Annotated in this window: 20 protein-coding genes; 11 read left to right on the forward strand and 9 right to left on the reverse strand. The window is 59.8% G+C overall.

The features are described 5' to 3' along the window. Positions 1 to 5: 5 nt before the first annotated feature. Positions 6 to 1,202 (reverse strand): NAD-dependent epimerase/dehydratase family protein, encoded by a 1,197-nt coding sequence (locus HMPREF2943_RS02400; RefSeq protein ID WP_070710689.1) that lies wholly within the window; start codon positions 1,200 to 1,202, stop codon positions 6 to 8. Between the two features lie 245 nt (positions 1,203 to 1,447). Here HMPREF2943_RS02400 and HMPREF2943_RS02405 point away from each other — a divergent pair, with 245 nt between their 5' ends. Continuing rightward, positions 1,448 to 2,104, forward strand: a complete 657-nt coding sequence (locus tag HMPREF2943_RS02405) for a hypothetical protein (RefSeq protein ID WP_070710690.1) — start codon at positions 1,448 to 1,450, stop codon at positions 2,102 to 2,104. A 148-nt stretch (positions 2,105 to 2,252) separates the two neighbouring features. On the opposite strand, the gene HMPREF2943_RS02410 is transcribed toward HMPREF2943_RS02405, so the two are convergent. Next, positions 2,253 to 2,798, reverse strand: coding sequence for a gamma carbonic anhydrase family protein (locus tag HMPREF2943_RS02410; protein ID WP_070710691.1), 546 nt, complete (start codon positions 2,796 to 2,798; stop codon positions 2,253 to 2,255). Between the two features lie 6 nt (positions 2,799 to 2,804). Then, positions 2,805 to 3,212, reverse strand: coding sequence for a hypothetical protein (locus HMPREF2943_RS02415; RefSeq protein ID WP_070710692.1), 408 nt, complete (start codon positions 3,210 to 3,212; stop codon positions 2,805 to 2,807). 35 nt (positions 3,213 to 3,247) lie between these two features. Here HMPREF2943_RS02415 and HMPREF2943_RS02420 point away from each other — a divergent pair, with 35 nt between their 5' ends. From HMPREF2943_RS02420 to HMPREF2943_RS02440, 5 genes are all read left to right on the forward strand, one after another. After that, the gene (locus HMPREF2943_RS02420) at positions 3,248 to 4,117 is read left to right on the forward strand and encodes a patatin-like phospholipase family protein (RefSeq protein ID WP_070710693.1); all 870 of its coding nucleotides are present in this window, start codon (positions 3,248 to 3,250) and stop codon (positions 4,115 to 4,117) included. Positions 4,118 to 4,242: 125 nt separating this feature from the next. After that, positions 4,243 to 5,808, forward strand: coding sequence for an aspartate-alanine antiporter-like transporter (locus tag HMPREF2943_RS02425; protein WP_070646189.1), 1,566 nt, complete (start codon positions 4,243 to 4,245; stop codon positions 5,806 to 5,808). Between the two features lie 198 nt (positions 5,809 to 6,006). After that, complete coding sequence (locus tag HMPREF2943_RS02430; protein ID WP_070710694.1) at positions 6,007 to 7,185, forward strand: acetyl-CoA C-acyltransferase; 1,179 nt, start codon at positions 6,007 to 6,009, stop codon at positions 7,183 to 7,185. Between the two features lie 40 nt (positions 7,186 to 7,225). Then, positions 7,226 to 8,287 carry an enoyl-CoA hydratase/isomerase family protein gene (locus HMPREF2943_RS02435; RefSeq protein WP_070710695.1) on the forward strand — a complete coding sequence of 354 codons (1,062 nt, stop codon included), beginning with the start codon at positions 7,226 to 7,228 and terminating at the stop codon, positions 8,285 to 8,287. Between the two features lie 66 nt (positions 8,288 to 8,353). Continuing rightward, positions 8,354 to 9,118: an enoyl-CoA hydratase gene (locus HMPREF2943_RS02440; RefSeq protein WP_070710696.1), complete on the forward strand. Its 765-nt coding sequence runs from the start codon at positions 8,354 to 8,356 to the stop codon at positions 9,116 to 9,118. Positions 9,119 to 9,129: 11 nt separating this feature from the next. On the opposite strand, the gene HMPREF2943_RS02445 is transcribed toward HMPREF2943_RS02440, so the two are convergent. From HMPREF2943_RS02445 to HMPREF2943_RS02455, 3 genes are all read right to left on the reverse strand, one after another. Beyond that, the gene (locus tag HMPREF2943_RS02445) at positions 9,130 to 9,630 is read right to left on the reverse strand and encodes a MarR family winged helix-turn-helix transcriptional regulator (protein ID WP_070646202.1); all 501 of its coding nucleotides are present in this window, start codon (positions 9,628 to 9,630) and stop codon (positions 9,130 to 9,132) included. Positions 9,631 to 9,772: 142 nt separating this feature from the next. Continuing rightward, positions 9,773 to 11,503 carry an AMP-binding protein gene (locus HMPREF2943_RS02450; protein WP_070710697.1) on the reverse strand — a complete coding sequence of 577 codons (1,731 nt, stop codon included), beginning with the start codon at positions 11,501 to 11,503 and terminating at the stop codon, positions 9,773 to 9,775. 159 nt (positions 11,504 to 11,662) lie between these two features. Next, positions 11,663 to 12,223 carry a TetR/AcrR family transcriptional regulator gene (locus HMPREF2943_RS02455; RefSeq protein WP_070710698.1) on the reverse strand — a complete coding sequence of 187 codons (561 nt, stop codon included), beginning with the start codon at positions 12,221 to 12,223 and terminating at the stop codon, positions 11,663 to 11,665. 232 nt (positions 12,224 to 12,455) lie between these two features. On the opposite strand from HMPREF2943_RS02455, the gene HMPREF2943_RS02460 reads away from it, so the two are divergent. Together HMPREF2943_RS02460 and HMPREF2943_RS02465 are read left to right on the forward strand one after the other, a co-directional pair. Beyond that, the gene (locus tag HMPREF2943_RS02460; protein WP_070710699.1) at positions 12,456 to 13,664 is read left to right on the forward strand and encodes an acyl-CoA dehydrogenase family protein; all 1,209 of its coding nucleotides are present in this window, start codon (positions 12,456 to 12,458) and stop codon (positions 13,662 to 13,664) included. An 82-nt stretch (positions 13,665 to 13,746) separates the two neighbouring features. After that, positions 13,747 to 14,496 carry an SDR family NAD(P)-dependent oxidoreductase gene (locus HMPREF2943_RS02465; RefSeq protein ID WP_070710700.1) on the forward strand — a complete coding sequence of 250 codons (750 nt, stop codon included), beginning with the start codon at positions 13,747 to 13,749 and terminating at the stop codon, positions 14,494 to 14,496. 41 nt (positions 14,497 to 14,537) lie between these two features. Here HMPREF2943_RS02465 and HMPREF2943_RS02470 read toward each other — a convergent pair whose 3' ends face one another. Both HMPREF2943_RS02470 and HMPREF2943_RS02475 read right to left on the reverse strand, forming a co-directional pair. Then, complete coding sequence (locus HMPREF2943_RS02470) at positions 14,538 to 15,671, reverse strand: acetoin utilization protein AcuC (protein WP_070710701.1); 1,134 nt, start codon at positions 15,669 to 15,671, stop codon at positions 14,538 to 14,540. Further along, the gene (locus HMPREF2943_RS02475; RefSeq protein WP_070710702.1) at positions 15,668 to 18,307 is read right to left on the reverse strand and encodes a GNAT family N-acetyltransferase; all 2,640 of its coding nucleotides are present in this window, start codon (positions 18,305 to 18,307) and stop codon (positions 15,668 to 15,670) included. The genes HMPREF2943_RS02470 and HMPREF2943_RS02475 overlap by 4 nt, the downstream gene beginning before the upstream one ends. Before the next feature lie 232 nt (positions 18,308 to 18,539). Between HMPREF2943_RS02475 and HMPREF2943_RS02480 the strand changes: the two genes are divergently transcribed. Both HMPREF2943_RS02480 and mmsB read left to right on the forward strand, forming a co-directional pair. Beyond that, positions 18,540 to 20,054: a CoA-acylating methylmalonate-semialdehyde dehydrogenase gene (locus HMPREF2943_RS02480; protein ID WP_070710703.1), complete on the forward strand. Its 1,515-nt coding sequence runs from the start codon at positions 18,540 to 18,542 to the stop codon at positions 20,052 to 20,054. A gap of 12 nt (positions 20,055 to 20,066) precedes the next feature. After that, the gene (mmsB, locus tag HMPREF2943_RS02485) at positions 20,067 to 20,954 is read left to right on the forward strand and encodes a 3-hydroxyisobutyrate dehydrogenase (RefSeq protein WP_070447131.1); all 888 of its coding nucleotides are present in this window, start codon (positions 20,067 to 20,069) and stop codon (positions 20,952 to 20,954) included. A 52-nt stretch (positions 20,955 to 21,006) separates the two neighbouring features. Here the strand turns inward: mmsB and HMPREF2943_RS02490 are convergent, their stop codons facing one another. Further along, positions 21,007 to 21,588, reverse strand: coding sequence for a TetR/AcrR family transcriptional regulator (locus HMPREF2943_RS02490; RefSeq protein ID WP_070447129.1), 582 nt, complete (start codon positions 21,586 to 21,588; stop codon positions 21,007 to 21,009). A 75-nt stretch (positions 21,589 to 21,663) separates the two neighbouring features. On the opposite strand from HMPREF2943_RS02490, the gene HMPREF2943_RS02495 reads away from it, so the two are divergent. Further along, on the forward strand, positions 21,664 to 23,163 hold the full coding sequence (locus HMPREF2943_RS02495) for a GntP family permease (RefSeq protein ID WP_070710704.1): 1,500 nt from the start codon (positions 21,664 to 21,666) through the stop codon (positions 23,161 to 23,163). The last annotated feature ends 6 nt before the right edge of the window (positions 23,164 to 23,169 follow it).

The raw sequence follows: 23,169 nt of genomic DNA on the forward strand, positions 1-23,169 counted from the left end.
AAGGTTTAAGCCTCCGTGGAAGGAACGCCGGCGTGCTGCTGGCGCGTCCACAGCGACTGCGCCGGAATCTTGGAGCGGTCCGCGCGGTCGGCGTACTTACGCGCAACCTCCTCGACCTCATGGAGCAACCCCTCCGACAAGGTGGTCGGCTCCAGCCCTAGTTCGAGGAAAGTGTCGTTGGTGACGTGGAGTTCATTCTCCGCGGATTCCTTGCGCGGGTTCGGCACATAAGCCACTTCCGCACCAGAAATCTTCGCCAGCAACTCTGCCAGGTCACGCACGCGGTGGGTTTCGGTCATCTGGTTGATGATCTTCACGCGCTCACCGCGTGCCGGCGGGTTCTGCAGCGCTAGCTCGATGCAGCGCACCATGTCACGGATGTGGATAAAAGCGCGGGTTTGTCCGCCGGTGCCGTGCACGGTCAGCGGATAACCAATACCGGCCTGAATGAGGAAGCGGTTGAGCACCGTTCCGTAGTCACCGTCATAATCAAAGCGGTTGATCAGGCGCTCATCCTTCTGGGTCTGCTCAGTGTGCGTGCCCCAGATGATGCCCTGGTGTAGGTCGGTGATGCGCAGCTCATCATTTTTGGCGTAGTAGGCAAACAGGTGCTGGTCCAGCACCTTCGTCATGTGGTAGACCGAGCCCGGATTGGAGGGGTAGAGGATTTGCTGCTTGACGACGCCATTCTCCCCCGCATCCACCTGTACATCCAGGTAGCCCTCCGGGATCTTCATGCCGGCGGTGCCGTAACCGTAGACACCCATGGTGCCCAAGTGGGCGACGTGGATATCTTGCTCAGACTCGACAATGGCGGCGAGCAAGTTGTGGGTGGCGTTGATGTTGTTATCCATCGTGTAGCGCTTTGTGCGCGAGTTCTTCATGGAATAGGGGGCGGCACGTTGCTCAGCAAAGTGCACCACAGCATCTGGGCGCTCGGTATTCAGGAAATCCAACAAGCCGTCGTAGTCCTGGGCCACGTCGAGGTTGCGGAAGCCGATGGTCTTGCCGGAGACCTCGGTCCACGCAGCCAGGCGCTCCTCAATGGAGGCGATGGGTGTTAAGGATTCCGCGCCCAACTCCTCATCGATGGCGCGCCGGGAGAGGTTATCCACGATGATGACATCGTGGCCTTGGTCGGAGAGATAGAGGGAAGCGGGCCAACCGCAGAAGCCGTCTCCGCCGAGAATCGCTACCTTCATTTGTTATCTCTCCACATCACTGTCGGGGCATGAGTTAGGGCGCCGCCGACGATGGGGGAGAAACCCGTCGCGGCGGCAAGCACTTTTCAATACCTTACCGTTGACAGCCCTCACATGAGGGCCCTTAACGGTAAACAGTGAGTGAATGTTTCCTCAGGCTGTACCGCTAGGGTGAGGCTCGGTGCAGGAGCTGAAGGCTCGGAGTCCGTATTAGCTCCGACACGACGCCCTGTACACTGGCCCGCATGCTCGAAGCCGTGCTCAATGCCTTTGCCGATTCCGTCAATGCTCTACTGATCGGAATCCTGGTAGCTATCGGCATCATGCTTCCGCGGGGCAGCTACCGCAAGATCGCGGCCCTAGTCATCGTCGGTGATTGGTTCGGTGTGCTCACCGCAGCCGCCGTGGTGATGTTTGTGTTCGTCGGTATCCAGGACAAGGTGGCTGCCGCACTCGAATCACCGCTGCTTGGCTGGGGACTGGTGGTCATCGGCCTGGGACTGGGCCTTCTGGCCTGGCGCTCCAAGGGCGAACCTAATGACATGGTGCAGAAACTCCTCGGCCCGCTGCGCACGCCTTCGGCCAAGACTGTCGCGGTGGGCTATGCCATGGGGGTTATCCAGTCCTTGACCTCCGTGCCTTTCTTCTATGGGCTGATGCACCTTGCGGCAGGGGACTTTAGCAACACCGTTAAATACGGCGGCCTTTTCTTCTATGCCACTTTCGCGCTCTCACTGCCCACGGTGTGCGGGCTTTTCATCGCTATGGTTCGGGCGAAACCACATTCCTGGGCCGGTCGCGCCTTCGCGTGGGCGCGGGAGAACTCCGCCACAGTTGCGCTGTGGAGTGGCTATGGCGTGGCTGCCTTCCTAGTGATCATGGGGCTTGTTTCCCTGCTCTAGGGCTTCAGCACTGAGAGCAATCGATGGGTGGCTTAGCTCGTGGCCTTAGCTTGCGGAGCAGAACTGCCCTAGTTGCCAAAGATCTGGTCAGATCCTGCGGCGAGCTCAAGAGTTTTGGCAACAACGGCAGTGTGAAAGAGTCGTGGCGCTAGTCGTAGAGGACTTCGTCGAGAGGGAGGGCTTCGCCAAGCAGCGCCTGCTTCTGAGCAATCTCGACGTAGCGCGCGGCGTGCGGGATGAAGGCGGCGGATTCCTCAGGGCTCAACTCGCGGCGCACCTTGGCGGGCACCCCAGCAGCTAGGGTGCCGGCGGGAATATCCTGGCCTTCGAGCACCACAGCGCCGGCAGCGATGAGAGAACCTGGGCCCACGGTAGAGCCGGAGAGTAAAGAAGACTTCATCCCAATCAGCGTGCCCGCGCCCACGTGCGTGCCATGGAGCATGGTCATGTGTCCTACGGTGACGTCATCCTCCAGCACACAAGGCTTACTGGATTCAACGTGGATGACGCAGTTGTCCTGGATATTGACGCGCGCCCCAAGGTGGATGGAACCGACGTCCCCGCGCAGCACGCTTCCATAGAACACAGAAGAATCTGGCCCGATGGTGACGTCACCGATGATGGTGGCATTCGGGGCAATCCAGGCGCTGCGGTGGATGCGGGGAGTCTGCCCTTGGAAGGGGAGAATAAGCATGGTTGGTTAGCTTTCTTCAGGGGTGGTTTCGATCGATACGGCGAGGGACTCGGAAATTTCATAATCGCCGGGCTCGGCGCTGATCCGGGACAGCGCCTCTCTTTCCGCAGACGACAACGGGATGGCCCAGCCCCGCTTGGGATCGTGGACAGGGCGCTGTGTCTTCGCCGTGGGGGAGAGGTGCACCGTGGATTGCGGTCCGCGTAACTGTGCGGGCTCGCCGGAATGGGCCACCTCACTGAGCACCTGCGCACCGGCAGGGGAGGTAGCCAGGATGATGAGACCGCTCGCTGTGTGCACGGACAGGTGATCTAAAGAGACCTCGACGGCGTGGGGATCCGGGGAAGCCAAACGGACAGTGCTGGAGCCGCCGAGTTTGTCGATGACATCCTTAACCGCAGAAAACAAACCCATGGCGCGATCCTAGCGCGGGGGTACCATCGAGCACTGTGATTGACGCGAAAGATACAGCACTTGTCATTGAAGGCGGCGGCATGCGCAATTCCTATACCGCCGCGTGCATCGTCAAGCTTCTGCAGGAGGAGGTGGAATTCGGCTGGGTTGGAGGCGTTTCCGCGGGTTCCTCGCACACCGTGAATTTCCTCTCCCGCGATGTGAGTCGCTCGGAGGAATCCTTCGTAGACTTTGCCAAGAACCCCAGCTTCGGTGGCCTAGGTTCGCTGCTGCGCGGTAGCGGCTACTTCAACGCGGAGTTCATCTACGAGAAAGCCGCGGACCAGGACATGCCTTTTGACTGGGAAGCCTTCGAGGCCAACCCGGCACAGATGTGCATATCCGCCGCCCGTGCCGATACCGGGGAGAGCGTGTACTGGGGGCGCGAAGACATAAAGACCCAAGACGACCTGATGGTGCGTGTTCGCGCCTCTTCAACGTTGCCGCTGATCATGCCGATGCGCGTCATCGATGGCGTGCCTTATGTCGACGGTGCGATGGGCGAGTCCGGTGGCATCCTCATCGAGCAAGCGGAGAAGGCCGGGTTCGAGAAGTTTCTTTTCCTCGGTTCGAAACCGCGTGGGTACGTGCGCCCGGAAGTGGGGCGGCCGGCGGCGCTGCGTCGGGTCTTCCGGAAGTACCCGGCTGTGGCGGAGGCGATGATTGCGCGCCCACCACGCTATAACGCCTCCAAGGAGCTACTCCTGGAACTGGAGAAAAAGGGGCGCGCTCAGCTTTTCTTTCCGGAGGATATGCAGGTGGCTTCGACCGAGCGCTCGGTGACTAAGCTGCGTGCGAACTATGAAGCCGGGCGCGCTCAGACCTATGCGGAGTGGCCGGCGTGGAAGGAATTCCTCGGCAGCTAACTGGCCAAGCTGAGGCGCCATTTTTAGATCTCCTTTCTGCTTCAGACGTGAGACGGAGCACCCTTAGCGCAGAAAAGCGTCTTTGAACGTGGTCTTTTGCTCTCGCTTTCCTACAATGGCCTTTCGTGTTGGCTCTATTTGATGGAAATATTTGGCTGAGCATATTCTTTGTTGCCTTGCTCGGCACGTTGTTCGGCATGATCCCCTTCGGCCCGTTGCGCTTCGGCGCAGCCGGCACCTTGTTTGTGGGACTGGCCATCGGCGCCTTTATCGAACTCGACGGAACGATTTTAAGCAGCCTGCAAGAGATGGGGCTTGGCCTCTTTATCTATATGCAGGGCTTGTCTGCCGGCGAACGCTTCTTCAAGGGGTTCTCTGAGCAGCTGAAACACATGATCACTGCTGCCATCGCGGTGGTGGGGGCTGCTGCCGTAGCGCTTCTCGCGGGCGGATGGTTGGGCCTGTCACCCTTGCTCTCCGTGGGCGTATTCTCCGGTGCGACGACCTCGACGGCGTCGCTTGCTGTTGCCCAACAACAGACCGGCGAGGAGCTGCCCGCCGTGGGCTATTCCTTGGGCTACCCGGTGGGCGTAGCCGTTGCCATTCTGCTCGTGGCATTCCTGCTCAAGCAGTCCTGGCCGGGTTCTAAAGACAAAGACAATTCTGCGGAGGAGGTTTTCCGCTCCCGCACCATTCGGGTGACCAAGGACATCACCTATGAGGAGCTCGTGGACCGCTTCGAGGATCAATTTGTCATCGCCACGATTCGCCGCGGCAATACCCGCACTGTGGCGGGGGACCATCCAGAGATTCGCAAGGGCGATATCCTGCGCGTGCTCGTGACGAAGGCGAAAAGGCGCGAGCTTACCGCCGCCTTGGGTAAACGTCAGCCCCAAGTACCCTTCGTGGACAAGCGCTTGGTCATTGAAAACGTGGTGGTCTCGAACACCGATATTGCGGGACGAACCGTGGAGGAGCTCAATCTTTTCCGGCGCTATGGTGGCCGCATCGTCCACGTGGAGCGCGGCGATGAGGAGTTCCTCGCCAGCTTCGATACGCACCTTGATGCCGGTGACCGCGTGACGGTGATCGTGGATCAGGATCGTATGGGTGATATTCGCGATTATTTCGGTGACTCGGTTCAGGGCTACTCGCAGCTGAACTGGATCGCCGTGGGAGGTGGCCTGTTCTTGGGCTACCTCATTGCGCTCATCGTGGTGCCCTTGCCGGGTGGCACGTCCTTTGAGCTGGGCTTCGCGTTGGGGCCGCTGATTACCGGCCTTGTTCTTGGCGCTCTCCACCGCACGCGTCGCGTGCCGTGGAAGGTCCCGGCCTCTATCAATATGGCTCTTCAACAGTGGGGTCTAGTCATCTTCTTGGCGTCGGTGGGCCTCGCTTCGAGTGAGGCTTTCCAGTCCACGGCCTTCTCCTGGATGGGCTTGAAGTCCATGGTTCTGGCCGCCATCATTACCGTGGTTGCCGTCGCCATCTTCGCTGTTGTCAATAGGTTCCTCGGCCAGTCGGAGACCCGCACCGCCGGCGGTATCTCCGGCATCTTCGGTCAGCCTGCCGTGGTCAACTACGCCACGGGTATGAGCACGGATTCCCGCATCATGACCGGCTACGCGGCCACCATTGTGGTGGCGCAGATAGTCAAGATCGTGGTCATTCCGTTGATGCTCACGTTCTAATCTTTCAGGAATGCAGCTGGGTAGAGCCTCGACGGCTCTCTCATGTGGCTGGTTCTAGTGAGCCTTAATTGCTCTTCAAACTGTTTCGTATGGCGCTGCTCCAGAATCATGCGAGCATAGATTGCCTCAAAAGGGTGGCGCAGCACACAATCCAGCGGTACGATTTGAGTTAACTTCGTACAGTTTGGAGAGCGATATATGGACATCGTCATTGTGGGTGCCGCCCGAACGCCCTTCGGCAAATTACTTGGTTCCCTTTCCACCGTGACAGCGACGGAGCTCGGTTCTCACGCCATCGCCGCCGCACTCACACAAGCACGGATTAAGCCGGATGATGTTGATGCCGTCATCTGTGGACAGGTCTTGCAGGCGGGTGTGGGGCAGAATCCTACAAAACAGGCGGCGCTGGGGGCAGGGATATCTGCGAGGGCACATACCGCCACGGTCAACAAGGTTTGTCTGTCAGGTCTGACCGCGATTATCGACGCCTCTCGGCTCCTGCGCTCCGGTGAGGCTACTGTCGTGGTGGCTGGGGGAATGGAGTCGATGTCACAGGCTCCCCACCTGCTTCCGCAATCACGCAGGGGGAAGAAATTTGGTCCTGTTGAACTTCTCGATCACGTGGAGCACGATGGCCTGCGCGCAGCTGACCTCGGAATTTCCATGGGCTCGCTGTCGGAGAAATATGCCGAACGCTATCCGGCCACCCGTCAGGAACAAGACCGCTGTGCGGCACTGTCCCACCAGCGCGCGCTTCAGGCGAGTGAGGAGGGAACCTTCGACAAGGAAATCGCTCCCATCACGGTGAACCGCCGGCGCGATGAGGTCACCGTCTCGCACGATGAAGGCATCCGGGAAGGAGTCACGGAAGAAACTTTGACTGCACTGCGTCCGGCCTTCGAGAGCACGGGCAGCATTACGGCCGGAAATTCCTCACCTATCACGGATGGAGCAGCCTCCGTCGTCCTCACCACCCGCGAGCATGCGGAGAGGGAAGGACTGCCCGTCATGGCAGTCCTTCGGGCGCCCGGACAAGTAGCCGGTCCGGATTCTTCGCTGCAGGAACAGCCTGCTCGTGCTCTTCTTAAAGCCTTAGAACGCGAAGGTTGGGGCGTGGACGACCTCGACCACATCGAGATCAACGAGGCTTTCGCCGCGGTGGTGGTGCACTCCGCGAAGATCCTAGGGATCAACCCCGATGATGTTAATCCGCAAGGCGGAGCCATCGCCCTAGGCCACCCCATCGGGGCTTCCGGCGCACGGCTCGTGGTGCATGCGGCGCACCAATTGGCGCAATCCCATGCTCGCCGCGCCGGGGTCACTTTGTGCGGGGGCGGCGGTCAAGGCGAAGCCCTGTTGCTTGAGGCTGTGAACTAACTCCAGCTCAGTAGCTAGTAGGAGAGATAAGGAGAAGACCATGACGAACGAAATACTTAGCGAAATTCGTGGACATGCCGGCGTGCTTACACTCAACCGCCCCAAGGCCATTAATGCGCTCAACCAGACGATGATCGACGAGATGACGGCGGTGCTCAGGCAGTGGCAGGATGATGACCGCATCAAGCTCGTCATCCTCCGCGGTGCTGGGGATCGAGGACTGTGCGCGGGCGGTGACGTCGCGGCTTTGTATCACGATGCCCTGGAAGGCGGAACCGCCGGTGCCCATTTCTGGAAGACGGAGTACGAGCTGAACTATCTGATTTCCACCTATTCCACGCCTTATGTGGCCCTCATGGAAGGCATCGTGCTGGGCGGCGGAATCGGCGTTTCAGCGCACGCCTCGCACCGTATTGTGAGCGAAGATTCCCGCATCGGAATGCCGGAAGTAGGAATTGGGTATTCGCCCGATGCCGGCGGCTCCTACCTGCTTTCCCGGGCCGCAGATCGTCTTGGCCGCCACTTGGCATATACCGCGATCCACGTGGGTGCTGCCGAAGCGATCGACACCGGTTTTGCGGACTATTTTGTGCCCAAGGACAAGCTCGACGCGTTGGTTGAACGGCTGGTGGAGTCGGGTGACCCCGCAGACATCGAGAAATTCACCGAGGAGGTGGGGCGCGGCTTCGGGGAGGAGCGCGCCGAAATGGTAGAGGTCTACGCTGCAGAGACTGCTGAGGAAACCTTGACCCGGCTGCAGGAACTCGCCGCCACGCGCGGTGACGGGCACTGGGCCGCGAAGGCCGCCAAGCGGATGAGTCTCAACTCCCCACTGGGAATCCGCGTTACCGAGGAATCCCTTAACCGCACTGCGTCGATGAGCTTCGCAGAAACCTTGACGCAAGAATTCTGGATGTCCGTGAACATGCAAAAGCACAAGGAATTCGTGGAAGGAATACGCGCGCAGATCATCGATAAGGACCGCAACCCTTCCTGGGAGTACGAGTCCATCGGTGCCGTCCCAGCAGACGTGGTGGCGTCTATCCTCGAACCCGGCGAAGGCAGCGTGGAAGCCCCCGCATTTGATGCCTCCGAAGATTAAACACGCTCACCACTCATCACGAGTTATTACAGCACTATCCGAAAGCACAGAAAGGACACTAGATCCATGGCAATTCTTACTGAAAAGCGCGGCCGCGTCGCCTTCATTACTCTCAACCGCCCAGAGGCGCTCAACGCGCTGAACAACGACACCATGCTGGAAGTCACCCAAGCGGTGCAGAAATTCGATGCCGATGCCGAGGTAGGAGCAATCGTTATCACTGGCTCCGATAAAGCCTTTGCTGCGGGCGCGGATATTAAGGAGATGTCGTCGAAGACCGCGACAGAAATGTACAACGCGGATTGGTTTGCAGGCTGGGACGTACTTACCCGCGCCCGCACGCCGATCATCGCCGCGGTCAACGGATATGCCTTAGGTGGCGGCTGTGAGCTAGCTATGATGTGTGACTTCATTATCGCCGGCGATAAAGCCAAGTTCGGTCAACCGGAGGTCAACCTCGGCGTTACCCCGGGTATGGGAGGCTCCCAACGCCTGACCCGCGCTATTGGGAAGGCAAAGGCCATGGAGATGTGCCTGACCGGCCGCATGATGGCAGCAGAAGAAGCGGAGCGCTCCGGCCTCGTGGCCCGTGTGGTCCCCGCCGATGAGCTCCTCGATTCTGCACTGGAAACCGCAGAGCTCGTTGCCTCGAAGTCCTTCGTAGCAACGTCCCAGATCAAGGAACAGGTCAATGCCGTGGACGAGCTCTCCCTGTCCCAGGGCATCCAGTTTGAGCGCCGTACCTTTCACGCACTCTTCTCATCTCACGACCAGAAGGAAGGAATGACGGCCTTCGTGGAGAAGCGTGATCCAGACTTCAAGCATGCTTAAGCTTCGCCGCTCTACTGGGCTTCGGGCCCCTCGACGTCCTCACCGGCGGCGCGGCGAACGCGGTTCGCAGCAGCGATGACGCGATCCTGTTCGCGGGCGGGTAGCGCAATGGACTCGAAATAGCGGTCGAGGGCAGGCCCCGCCGCAGAGGCCAACACGATTCCTTGGTCGGTAACCATCACCAAGGTCGAGCGCTTATCTTTAGGGTCGCTCACCCGCGTGATGAGCCCGTCCTTCTCCAGTTTGCGTACCGTGTGGGTAAGAGATGCCGGCGGGACTTGAAGGCGGGAACTGATCTTCGACATGGGCATGCTTCCCGCGCGCGACCACATAAGCACAGCGAGGACTTCAAACTGGCTATAGCTCACCCCGAAGGGAGTGAGAACCTCTTCGGCACCGTTTCTTAAAATGTGGGCGGCGCGCTCGAAGGAGGAGACCGTGGCCAGGCCACGCGCGGAGTGCGTGGAATAGCGCTTGGCCCACTGGCGGCGTGCTTCGGCAATGATGTCCATGAGCGGGAAAGAGACCTCCTTGTAGCGCGCTCAGAGCGCGAGACAACTATAAATGACCGCCTCATTGCTCTGAGAACCGGGATAGGAGAAGCAAAGGCCCCAGTTGGAAACTGGGGCCTGTATCGTCGAAAGATTAGTGGGGCTAGCCCTTCAGTGACGGAAAGTCGGAATCAGCGAACTCTGTCGACGCAGTGGTCTCACCGCCATCAGCTGAGTGAATCTCGGTTTCGCGCTTGCGCAGATCGACGCGGCGAATCTTGCCGGAGACCGTCTTTGGTAGCTCGTAGAACTCGAGGCGGCGGATACGCTTATAGGGTGCCAAGCCATCACGGCAGTGTTTGAGGATGGCTTCGGCCGTTTCGGCATTCGGCTCGTAGCCGTTGGCCAGCGCCACATAAGCCTTCGGCACAGCGAGGCGGATGGGGTCGGGGGAGGGAACTACCGCTACTTCGGCGACAGCTGGGTGCTCGATGACGACGGACTCGAGCTCGAAGGGGGACAGGCGGTAGTCGGAGGCTTTGAAGACATCATCGGCACGACCAATGTAGAAGATGTAGCCATCTTCATCGCGCTCCGCTGTATCGCCCGTGTGGTAGTAACCATCGCGAAAGACTTCCGCGTTCTTGTCGGGGTCGTTGAAGTAACCCACCGTTAGACCGACCGGGCGGGGATCAATCTTCAAACAGATTTCGCCGGTATCTCCAATCTCATCCGTAGCGGGATCCTTGAGCACGACTTCCCACCCCGGCAGTGGGCGACCCATTGAGCCTGGCTTGACCTTTTGTTCTGGGGTGTTGGCAATCTGCAGGGTAGTTTCCGTCTGTCCGAAGCCATCGCGAACATCGGTGTTCCAGGCCTTGCTGATGGTGCTGATGAGCTCGGGGTTTAGTGGCTCACCCGCAGCGACTAGCTTCTTCGGTGGGGTCTTCATACGTCCCAAGTCTGCTTGGACAAGCATGCGCCAGACGGTCGGTGGAGCACAGAAGCTGGTTACTCCTTCTTCTTCCATCTTGTCCATGAGGGCTGCGGCATCGAAGCGGGCATAGTTGTACAGGAAGATGGTGGCCCCGGCGATCCAGGGGGCGAAGAAGTTCGACCATGCATGCTTAGCCCAGCCAGGGGCAGCGACGTTGAGGTGGACATCGCCAGGCGCCAAGCCAATCCAGTACATCGTGGTCAGGTGGCCGACCGGATAAGAGGTATGGGTGTGTTCGACGAGCTTCGCCTTCGATGTGGTTCCGGAAGTGAAGTAGAGCAGGAGAGTTTCGTCAGCCTTGGTGTCTTGCTTTGGCGTGTAGACCTCTGGGCCGGTGAAAGAATCCGAGTAGCGCAGGGTGGGGTGTGCCGACTGTGCATTTGGTTCATCACCCACCTGAATAATGGTGAAATCACCGGTGACGTCTTGGAACTTCTCGGCATCCTCAGCGTTAGCCACAACCCAGGAAATGTTGGCGCGGTCGGTGCGGTCCTGCAAATCCGCTGCACCGAGCATGGCAGTTGCTGGATTAAGGACGAAGCCTGCTTTGATGCAGGCCAGCATGCACTCCCACAGCTCTACTTGGTTGTTGAGCATGAGCATGACGCGGTCACCGCGCTGGACGCCTTGAGCCTCGAGCCAATTAGCCAACTGCGCAGAGCGAGCCGACATTTCAGCGAAGGTACGGCGGGTGCTGCTGCCATCGGTCTCACAAATGACGAGTGCCTCGCGGTCTTTAGAGTCTTCTGCAGTGGCAAGGTGATCGAACCAATCGAGTGCGAAATTGAAGTGTTCGAAGCGCGGCCACTCGAAGTTGCTTCGGGCCTCTTCATAGTCAGTCTGAAAAGAAACCAGCAGGTCGCGTGCTGCTTGGAATTGTTCGGTCACCGTGGTCATTGGTTCTCCTCTAGCTTGTGCTCATGGGGGAAAGGACGCTGCAATGTCTATGGCCCGTATCCCAAACCGTGCGTCTATGTGACGTGGGTCGCACACTACTTTACTTCGAGTTCGAAGTAATTGCTAGAGATTTTGGGTAACGCGTACCGAAGTCGCAGGCTAGCGCAATGAAATTCCGTGAAGGATGAGCTGTCCAAGGGTGTGATAGGCCTCGGCTGGAGCTAAAGTATCCGAGTAAAAGCCCTGCTGGATGTCGGTCATGGAGCGCTGGATCAGGTGAGAGACAAAATCTGTGTATTCCGCAGTGAATTCTCCCGCTGCGACGCCCTGCTTGAGTAGCTCGTGGATAGTTTCGGTAGCCCTGCGCGTGTTGAGGCTAAAAACCTCCTGGGCAGCGGGTTCGGAGGCGAGATCGCGCATAAACTCCGGGCTGGCAGGTTCTAGGGCGGTGGTCATGGAGGAAAAGTAGTTCTCAAGCGCCTGCGTGCAGGTGGGTGTCTTGCCCACGGCGGTACGGCGTGCAATTTCTTTAAAGAAGCTGACCAGTACGCGCCGAATGATGGCATCTCTCGATGGCCCTAGTGCGTAAATGGTGGATTTGGAGCAGTGGTAGCGCTTGGTTGCACCGTCGATGGTGAAGGACTCGAAACCCTCGACTAGAAAGTCCTGCAAAAGGGCGTTAAAGAGCTCTCGCTGCCGCGGCGTGAGTGGTTTGGTCATGTGTCGCTCCGTCTGTGTTGATTCCGGCCTTCGGGCACCCATTTCTCGTGGGGCTTGACGTATGGCGGTGTGCCAATCGATCATAGAACACGCCGTGTGCGGTACGAAAAGGTGTAGTATCGTACTCACTCAATGCGTAGTTCCCATTGATTTCCCATCCCACAGATCGCCGCATTGCTTTAAGAAAATCCATGTGGCCACCACAAACTCTCAGCTAGAAAGGCAGAAAACTATGCCCCCAATCCTTGGACCACAACATCCCAGTGGGAAACACTTGGAGAAGATTAAGTACCCTCACGCTGATATCTTCGCAGTTGCTGACCGCCTAGTTCCCGAGGAGCAAGCACGCCTGGCAGAGATCCACGAGTTTCTGCAGACGGAGATTCGCCCGGTCGTGGGGGAATACTGGGACCGTGAAGAGCTGCCTTTCGACCTTCTTCCGCGCATGGCGGAGATAGGGCTAGGCGAAATCGAGCTCACGGATACCTCACGCCTCTACCGCGGGTTGGTGTACGCGGAGGTTACCCGCGCAGATGTGTCACTATCGGCGTTGGTGGGTATTCACAATGAGCTTGTTCTCGGACTCATCGACAAGCTTGGTTCCCCGGAACAAAAAGACACCTGGTTGGCAGGCTTGCGCCAGTTCACCAAAGTGGGGTGCTTCGCGCTGACCGAGCCGGACCACGGATCCGACATCGCCGGCGGACTAGCCACAACGGCGGAGCGCACCGCCGAGGGCTGGGTTATCAATGGATCGAAGCGTTGGATCGGCGCCGGCACTTTTGCTGATTTCGCCATCACCTTCGCCCGCGATACGGCGGATAATGAGATTAAAGCCTTCATCGTTGAGCTCGACCGCGACGGCGTGACGCGTAACAAGATCTCGCGCAAAATGGGTTTGCGCATCATGCAGAATGCAGATCTGCACTTCGACGACGTTCTTATCCCCCATGAGAACCTGATCCCTGGTGCCGAATCCTTCGCCAACGTCAACGACTTCTTGTGCTATTCCCGTGCTTGGGTGGGCTGGCAGGGCGCTGGGTTGCAGCTGGGCATTTTCGACAAGGCCCGCGAGTACGCGGTTAAGCGCGAGCAGTTCGGCCGGCCCATTGCTAAATTCCAGCTCGTCCAGGAGCAGCTCTCCCGTATCCTGGGCAACGCTACTGCGTCGCTTGCCATGATGGCCCAGCTGGCGGAGGTCCAGGAACAGGGCAAGCTGGAAATGCCGTTTGCCGCCCTGGCGAAGGCAACCACCACACGCTTAGCGCGCGAATCCGCCGCAGCGGGCCGCAACATTGGCGGTGGAAACGGCATCCTCACAGAGTATGACCTGTCGAAGATGATGGATGATGCCGAGATTCTCTTCACTTATGAGGGCACCTACGACATCAACTCGCTCATCGTCGGCCGTGCTGTGACTGGCGTATCTGCCTTCGTTTAAGTAGCTCTGTCCTCGTACTCACCGCCACAGATTCACAGCACCAGGGAACCCACCCCCTCGCTCTTCTCAAAAGGAGAAAACCATGAACCTACACGAAGTATCAGCCGTCGTGACCGGCGGGGCATCCGGCCTTGGAGCGGCGACGGCCGCAGCACTCGCGGAACACGGAGCCGCGGTCACTGTGCTCGACTTGTCCGTCCCAGAGGAACAGCACAGCGACATCAACTACATAGCCGTCGACGTCACCGATGCCGCCGCGGTACGCGAGGCGGTCCTCGGTGCAGCAACGGAAGCACCCATGCGCGTGGCCGTGAACTGCGCGGGAATCTGCCCCTCGGCACGCATCTTTGGACGCAAAGGACCACATGATCCGGAGCTGTTTTCCAAGACCATCAACGTCAACCTCATAGGTACCTTCCACGTCATGACTGCTGCCGCTGAGGCAATGGCGCAGACAGAACCATTCGATGGGGACGGCCAGCGCGGCGTTATCATCAACACTGCCTCCGTCGCAGCCTTTGAAGGACAAGTCGGGCAGGCAGCTTACGCGGCGTCGAAAGGTGCGGTGGCCGCCCTGTCGATTACCGGGGCTCGAGATTTGGCCTCGCTGGGCATTCGCGTCAATGCCGTCGCCCCGGGCGTGGTATCCACCCCGATGATGGAGCAGATCACCCCGGAGTTCCGTGAGCAGTTGGAAGCCACTGTGCCTTTCCCCGCCAGGCTTGCTAAGCCGGAGGAATTCGCTGCCCTGGCCCTGTCGATTGCTGACAACCCCTATATCAATGGCGAGACGATTCGCTTGGATGGTGCGCTGCGTATGCCGCCGCGTTAAGGCGAATGCCGCGTATTCAGTGCTTAGGCCCCACGCGGGGCCTAACCATAAGCGGGCAAACCCCAGTAGGGGAAGATGGCGCGCGTGGTCTGCACCAGCGCCGCGTGCGGCCTCTCTGCCATGACCTTGGTGGGGTCGAAGTCCTCGATGGTGGCGCCCGCGCCCTCATCGCCCAGAGTAGGGGAGCCTTCCCAGCCGCCTGGCATCCGGGAGGAGGCAGTGAGCTCCACATTGACGGCCGCGGCGAGTACATGCGTCCACGCGCGTGCGACGGCATCGACTTGGTATCCTCCGCCACCAAGGGCGACCCACCGCCCAGCCGCAAACTGCTGCGCCCACACCGCCACCGAACGGTACGCCCGCGCCATCGCATCGATGGTGAGCTCTAGGTCAGCAAGGGGATCCGAACGGTGCGGATCCGCGCCGTGTTGGGAAATGATGAAATCGGGGCGGAACTTCTTGAGCAGTGGAGGGACGATGGCGTGGACCACCTGCAGCCATTCCTCATCCGTAACCCCACGGGGCAGGGCCACGTTGACGGCGGTACCTTCCGCGCCCTGCCCGCCAATCTCGTGCGCATAGCCCGTGCCGGGGAAGAGATATAGTCCCGATTCATGCACTGAAATCGTGAGCACGTTGGGATCGTCCCAAAAGATCTTCTCCACGCCGTCGCCGTGGTGAGCGTCTAAATCCAGGTAGACCACGCGCTGGGCACCGTGAGCCAGCAGCCACCGGATGGCAATCGCGGCATCGTTGTACATACAGAACCCCGACATGGAATCGGCAAAAGCATGGTGCAGCCCGCCGGATAGGTTGACTGCGCGTGGTGCGCGGCCTTCCCACACAGCCCGTGCGGCCGCTAGGGTACCGCCGGCGATGCGCGCGGCGACCGTCGACAAGCCATGACTAATCGGGTTGTCTTCGGTGCCCAGACCGAAACGTTTAGTGGGCACCTCGGCGCGGGTGGCGGCGATGTAGTCGGGGCTATGCACGAGCTGCAAGTGTGAGGTGTTCAGCGGGTCGGGGCACTCGATATCGAATTCCTCGAGCACGCCGAAGTGCTGAGCCAGTGACATCGCCGCGGCGACCCGGTCCGGCCCCATCGGATGCTCTGGACCAAGCGAGTAGCGGTACATTTCCTCCGAAGCGAAAAGCAGCGGTTTTGACTGACTCATGACAAGGACCTCGCGAGGGGATCGCGGACATCACCCAGCGGGGCGATGCGCATGCGGGCCCCCACCACATCAGTCTGTGTCACCCCGGCGATGACAGGGGAGAGCTCGATGTCAACGAGTGCGGCAATGTCGTCTTTGAGCTGTGCCAGCTGCATCATGACCTCTTCGACGCGATGTAGCTTGGCGGCCTTGGTACCGCGATAGCCGGTCAACAGGGGAGAGGCCTTCAAACAGCTGAGCATGTCCAGGGCATCCGTTCGGCGTAGCGGAGGCACGCGCCACTCGACGTCCCCCAACAGATCCGAGGGCAGTCCGGAGAAACCTGCAGAAACCATCGGGCCCACAACGGGATCTTCGATGGCCCGCAGAGTAAGGGAGGCGCCCGCCGTGACCATGCGCTGTACCACCGGTATCAAGATGGCAGGATCCTCGCCTAAGTGGAGATCACGCGTGAGTTGAGTGATGGTGCTCCACGCGCGCTTCATGGACTCCTCGTCATGGATGTTGCGCACGACAGTGGGAAGTTCCGAGCGGCCCCGCACTATCTGCGAGGTGCACTTGAGGACCACATTCCATCCATACTCGTGCCCAGCCGCAATGGCCTCCTCAAGGGTGCTGACCGGATTCCAAGGAACAATGTCGATGCCATAGGCGCTCAGAATTCGCGCGCACTCCTCATCGGTTGTCCACCTCCCGGTGGGAGAATCCAGAAGCACCTCCGCAACGACCCCGCGTGCTTCAGCCAGACCCTCGCTGGTGGCGAATTCATCGGCAGGGTTGGGGCGGGCGAGGGCGCGTCGGCGTTCGTTATCGATGATGGTCGCTAATGCTTCGATGGCGTCAGCATAGGTGTCAAACACCGGCAGCTGGCCGGGTTTCTCTGGGCCCGGAGCGGTGCGGAAATCGGGGACGTCGAAGCCAACAAAGCTGGCGATAAGCGGGGTATCCGTCGTCGTGGATGCCAGCTGCGACAAACTTGAATAAGCATCCTTGAGGATAAACTCGCCGACTTCTACGACGGCACACAGCACTGCGTCAATATTCGGGTCCGCCAAAGCCCGCCGTGCCTCCTCAGTGATGGCGGGAGCGGGATCGTCGACGACGGTGGTAGCGCGCGGGCGTAGCCCGAAGCGCCAGGCTGCTTGCTCCATCTGCGCGGTGAGTCCAGAGGAATTCGACATCACGGCAATTCGACGGCCTTGCGGCACGGGTTGGCGCGCGAGGAGCTGGGCGATGTCAAGCATGGCATCGCGGCGGGTGACCACCATGGCTCCGGTGTAGCGGATGATCTCATCCAGTGCGGCCGGACTGGCCGCAGACAGTCCTTCGACCGCGTAGTGCCGGGCGGATTTCAGCGCGCGCGAAGGAAGAAACACCACGACGTGCTTGTCCAGCGCTAGGCGGCGCAGAACGCGGAAAAATTTGCGCGGGTTACCAATCGAGTCGAGGGAAAGCAGGCAGATGCGCGTGTTCTCATCTTGGCTCCAGAATTGCATGACGTCATTGCCGGTGACATCGGCGAAGGAACCAGCGGCGATGAAGTTACTTAAACCGCAGCCAAGTTGCAGCGCATGGGATAGAGCCAGTGTCGCCACGCCAGCCGATTGGGTAAAGAGCCCTACTTGGCCGGCCCGTGGCATGGGCGCGGGGCTTGCGTTGAGGCGAACCGAGTCATCGGTGTTGATGAGGCCCAATGCAGCGGGGCCGAGGGCGCGCAGACCGTAGTCCCTAGCCGCGAGTACGATGTCGCGGGCTTCCTCGCGCGAAAGGTTAGGGTTCTGGCTGCGAGAGATGACGATGACCCCTTTAGCGCCTGCGGCGGCAGCCGCCTCCATGACGTTGGCGCCGCCACGCCCTTGAAATTCGATGACAACGAGGTCTACCGGTTCAGCAAGGTCATGGAGTTCATCGACGCTGTGCAGGTGATGCAGTGAACCAGTGAAGCCGGCGCTGCCCAGTTGCTGGCTGGAGAGCGTGCCAACCACCGCCACGGAGCTTGGGGTGAGCAAACGGTGAATTGAGTTGGCTTCGGCGCGCAGCTCGCGGCGTTCCATAACATCGCGGGAATTCTCATTCGGAGCGATGTAGAAATCCACTCGAATGAATCCATCCTCAAGCTCCGGCTTCGCGGAGTAGCCTGCACGCACGAAGACCTGCACCATCCTGCGGTTTTGGGTGAGCATCTCTGCGAAAAAGCGCTCCACTTTTCCTTCGCGTCCGATCTCCGCCAGGTGTTCAAGAAGGATGTTGGCTACGCCTTTGCCGTGGTGGGAATCCTGGACTAGGAAGGAGACATCGCCCACGCGCGCCGGCAAGAACTGTTCGACAATGGAGTATCCGGCCACCGCCACGATACTGCCGCGCTCCACCATGACGAGCGTGACCTTGTCATAGCCGTCTGTATGGAGCCAGCGGTCAAGATCATCGTCGGTCAGCGTGGGGTGTGTGCCGAAGAAGCGCAGATACTTCGACTGATCCGAGACGCGATCATAGAAAGCGCGAATGGCATCGCGGTCGCCCGGCGTGATGGGACGCAGGGTAGCGATATCGCCATCGTTGAGGATGACATCGGCTTCCCAGCTCGTTAGTCCGGGCCCGTCGGGGGTGGTGGTCGCAGGCTGCTCCGTGTGGTCCATGTCATCACCTTAGCCCGCGCTTTCTCGGGCACAGGCCAGGTGAATGGCATTCACCCCACTACTTCGAGGGGAGGCGTATGGGGAAAGTGCAGGACAAAGCGTGTATGTCAACTCACGCTATGGGGTGAATAGTGTTTTATGTCTCAATTTCCGTGGCGTGCGGCTGTGGGCTGCGGTTAGTGTGTGACCCAAGCCATAGAAGGAGCCGGAGGTTCCAGGAAGGAGACGCGACATGCGCACTGTGTATCACTATGTCAATGGAGAAACGTTCGAGGGGACGTCGGGCAACACCCAGCCCGTCCTGAACCCTTCGACCGGCAAGGAGCAGGCCGCCGTCGCTCTGGCGAACAAGGCCGATGTGGACAGCGTCATCGCGGAATCCGCGAAGGCTCAGCCAGGCTGGGCAGCACTAAACCCACAGAAGCGTATCCGCATCATCATGGAATGGATCCGTCTCATCCACGAGAACATGGATGAACTGGCCACGCAGCTCTCCTTGGAGCACGGTAAGACTTTCCCGGATGCTAAGGGAGACGTGCTGCGCGGCGTCGACGTGCTGGAGTTCGCGCTTGGCGCCCCGCACCAGCTCAAGGGTGAGTATTCTTCGGAGGTTGGCACCGGTATCGATACCTACTCGATGCGCCAGCCACTCGGTGTGGTCGCCGGTATTACCCCGTTCAATTTCCCGGCCATGATTCCGCTGTGGAAGGCCGGCCCGGCGCTGGCAGCGGGCAACGCCTTCGTACTCAAGCCTTCTGAGCGCGACCCCTCCGTACCGGTACGCCTAGCGGAGCTTTTCATTGAGGCAGGCGGCCCGGCCGGTGTTCTCAACGTGGTGCACGGAGGCAAGGAGGCAGTCGATGCCATCCTCGACTCCGACACCATCAAGGCCGTGGGCTTTGTCGGCTCCACGCCGATTGCGCAGTACATCTACGAGCGCTGCGCGGCCACAGGCAAGCGCGCTCAGTGCTTCGGCGGTGCGAAGAACCACGCCATCGTGCTTCCCGACGCCGACATTGACGCCACCGCCGACGCCATCGTGGGCGCTGCCTTCGGCTCCGCGGGTGAGCGCTGCATGGCCCTGTCCGTGGTAGTCCCCGTGGGACAGGACACGGCAGACCGTTTGCGCGATGCCATCCTGGCCAAGATTCCAGAACTTAAGGTAGGCCACTGCCTCGATCCTGAGGCCGACTATGGCCCCTTGGTCACGGCAGAGGCACGCGATCGCGTACACCGGCTCATCGCCGAGGGCGTGGAGGCAGGAGCCACGTTGCTTGCCGACGGCCGCGAGTTGGACATGTCTGACAAGACCTATAACGAGGATTCCCTCGCGGACGGCTTCTACTCCGGCCCGAGCTTCTTCGACAACGTTACCGCCGACATGTCCGTCTACAGCGAGGAAATCTTCGGCCCGGTGCTGGTCATGGTCCGCGCCGAAACCCTGGAAGAGGCCGTGTCTTATCCCAACGACCACGTCTACGGCAACGGTGTCGCCATCTTTACCCAGAACGGCGGCGCGGCCCGCGACTTCTGCAAGAACGTCCAGGTCGGAATGGTGGGCGTCAACGTTCCGATTCCGGTGCCGATTGCCTACCACACCTTCGGCGGCTGGAAGGCCTCCGGTTTCGGCGACCTCAACCAGCACGGTCCGGACTCCTTCCGCTTCTATACCAAGACTAAGACCATCACCTCGCGCTGGCCTAATGATGAGTCCGCAGGTCCTCAGTTCACCATGCCGGTCATGTAAGGAGAGAACACAATGACGACTATCGCGTTTATCGGATTGGGCAACATGGGCGGCCCTATGGCCGTCAACTTGGCGGAGGCCGGGCATGAGGTCCGCGGATTCGACGTCGTGGAAGAGGCTCGGGAGCGCGCCGCCGAGCAAGGTGTCACCATCATCGAGACCGCGGAGGAAGCCGCGCAGGGCGCCGAGGTAGTCTTTACCAGTTTGCCTAATGGTGGGCTGGTCAAGCAGGTCATCGAGTCGGTCCTCGCAGCCAACGAGGATGCAAAGACCTACGTTGATGTCTCCACCATCGCGGTCGCGGAGGCACGTGAGCTTTCGGAGACGGTGGGCAAGGCTGGCTCCGCCTTTCTTGATGCACCAGTCTCCGGCGGCATCGCCGGGGCGGCAGCGGGAACGCTCGCCTTCATGGTCGGCGGCACAGCCGAAGACTTTGCGAAGGTCAAACCGCTGCTCGACATCATGGGCAAGTCTGTTACCCACTGCGGTGACATCGGCAACGGCCAAGCGGTCAAGGCATGCAACAACATGATCCTCGCGGTCCAACAAATTGTCCTAGCTGAAGCCTTGGTCCTCGGCGAGCGCTTGGGGTTGGATCACCAAGCCTTCTACGACGTCGTCTCCAACGCCACCGGCAACTCGTGGTCGCTGTCCGTCAACGCCCCGGTTCCGGATATCGTGCCGAGCTCACCGGCGAACAACGATTTCAAGCCCGGTTTCGCCGCCGCACTCATGCTCAAGGACCTCAAACTGGCCATGGCCGCGGCGGAAGACACCAAGACCGACACTGTCCTGGGCCGGATTGCGGAGGAGCAGTACTCCTCCTTTGTGGACGAAGGCCACGGCGGCCTCGACTTCTCCGCCATCATTTCCGAAGTTCGTTCCAAAGGAACAGCCTAAGCGCTCCTAAGTGCTTCTAAGGCCTCCTAGGCGCTCTAGCCTGCTGAGAGCGCTAGGGCGCTTGGCCACCGTCGAGGATGCCCTGGAGCAGCGGGGCATAGTACTCGATGAGTTCCTCGGTAGGAAAGGCCGCAAACTCGGTATCACCAAAACGCCGCATGAACGACAGTCCCATGAGAAGGGCCAGCGCGGATTGGGCCCGCAGTTCCGGCGAAGGCGAGTGCTTCCCGGACTCTTCACGAATCCGAGAAGCCAAGACCTCCAGCAAGTCGGATTTAATTCTCTTACCAATGGCTCCGAGCGTCTGATAGTCACCGCTCGCCACGGAAATAGTCCGGGCCATGGAGTAGGGCGCGTTGTGTGGAGCAGTAAGGGTTTCAACCACCGCGGTGCGGCCTAACTCGCTGAAGGGACCGGCAAAGAGCGCTGCCGAGGAAGCAGTGAAATCCACCGTGGCCTCAAAGAGCCCTTCCTTGTTATGGAAGTGCTTCACAATCAGCGCGACAGAAACATTCGCTTCCTCCGCGATGTCTTTCATTGAGACCTGTGAGAAGCTCCGCTCACTGAAAAGCTCGCGTGAACATTCGAGAATTCTCTCCCGCGTCGAAGCTGTTTTCTCCTCCATAGAGGACATGGTACCGGCGACGCATGCGCAGGAAGGGTGATTCGCCCTCTTGCCTCAGATGACCAAGACAGTGAGGTAGAAATTATGGTTATCTCATTCATCGGGGTGGTTCTTTCCCTGATTTTCCTCGTCGTGATGGCCTACCGCGGGCACTCCGTGGTGGTCGTCGCCCCCTTCGCGGCCTTGATCGCGGTGGTTTTCTCTGGGGAGCCGATCCTGGCTACCTATACCCAGATCTTTATGCCGGCAGCCGGAAACTTCGTGACCAAGTATTTCTCGCTCTTCCTCTTCGGCGCGATTTTCGGCTTCCTCATGACTTCCACGGGGCTTGCCCGGTACCTAGCTCGCGGGATTACCGCGTTATTCGGGCCAAAGCGCGCGATGTTCTCGACGGTCGTCGCCACAGCCTTGCTCACCTATGGCGGTGTATCTGCGTGGGTTGTGGCTTTTACCATCGTGCCCATCGCGACCGCCCTGTTTAAGGAATCTGGGATCCCCAAACGGCTCATGCCCGGAGCGATTGCGCTGGGAACCATCACCTTCGCGCTGGCCGGGCTTCCCGGTTCGCCGCAGATCCATAACGCAATCCCCACCAGTTACTTCGGTACCAACGTCTACGCGGCACCCCTCTTCGGTCTCATCTCTTCTGCGATCATGCTGGCGGTGGGAACCGCGTGGCTGGAGTACCGCGTGCGCACCCTGCGCGCGGGTGGGGAAACATTTGAGCCGCTCGATGCTGACGGCAAGGTCATCGAAACACCCGAGGGAATCGGCGACAGCGGGGAAGAAGCCAGCGTAGAAATCGGTGGAGAATCCTTCGACACCAATTCCGGTGGCCGCGTTTCTACTCATGCTCGTACAGAAACTGAGCCCTCCGTCCACGTGCAGGGATTGTTGGGCCTAGTTCCCATCGCCGTTGTCATCGCGGTGAACTTCGCCATGGTCTACGGCGTGTCCAAGGTTCTGGATACGTCTTATCTTGGCGAAGAGAAATACGGCGAGACCGATCTCGATTCGTTGTTGGGTATTTGGTCGCCGACGGTCGCTTTAGCTTGCGCGGTCTTCGTCATCGTGGCGATGTTCCCCAAGCGGGCTGCAGAGTCCGTCAAGGAATTCTCCGATGGCGCCAAGAACGCTATTCTGCCGTGCCTGACCACGGCCTCGGAGGTGGGCTATGGCGCAGTGATTGCCGCCCTGGCGGTCTTTAGCGTGGTTAAAAGCAACATGATGGGGATCTCCGATAATGCCTTGGTGGTCTCCACGGTGTCTACCGCCGTCATTTCCGGTATTACCGGCTCCTCCTCGGGTGGTCTATCCATCACGATGCAGACCCTGGGTGATCAACTCGCCCAGCTAGCGACGGAACAGGGCATTAGCCTCGAGCTGATGCACCGCGTGACTGCGATGGCCTCGGTGTCCTTCGATTCCATGCCGCACAATGGTGCGGTACTCACCATGTTGATTGTGTGCGGTATGACGCACCGTCTGTCCTATAAGGATGTTGCCGTGGTGACCATCGTTATCCCGCTGGCAACGCTGGCGTTGATGCTCGGCATCAACGCGCTCATCCCGGGCCTTAGTTAGAAAACT

The sequence above is a fragment of the Corynebacterium sp. HMSC072D12 genome (genome assembly GCF_001813925.1).
Classification (GTDB): Bacteria; Actinomycetota; Actinomycetes; order Mycobacteriales; family Mycobacteriaceae; genus Corynebacterium; species Corynebacterium aurimucosum.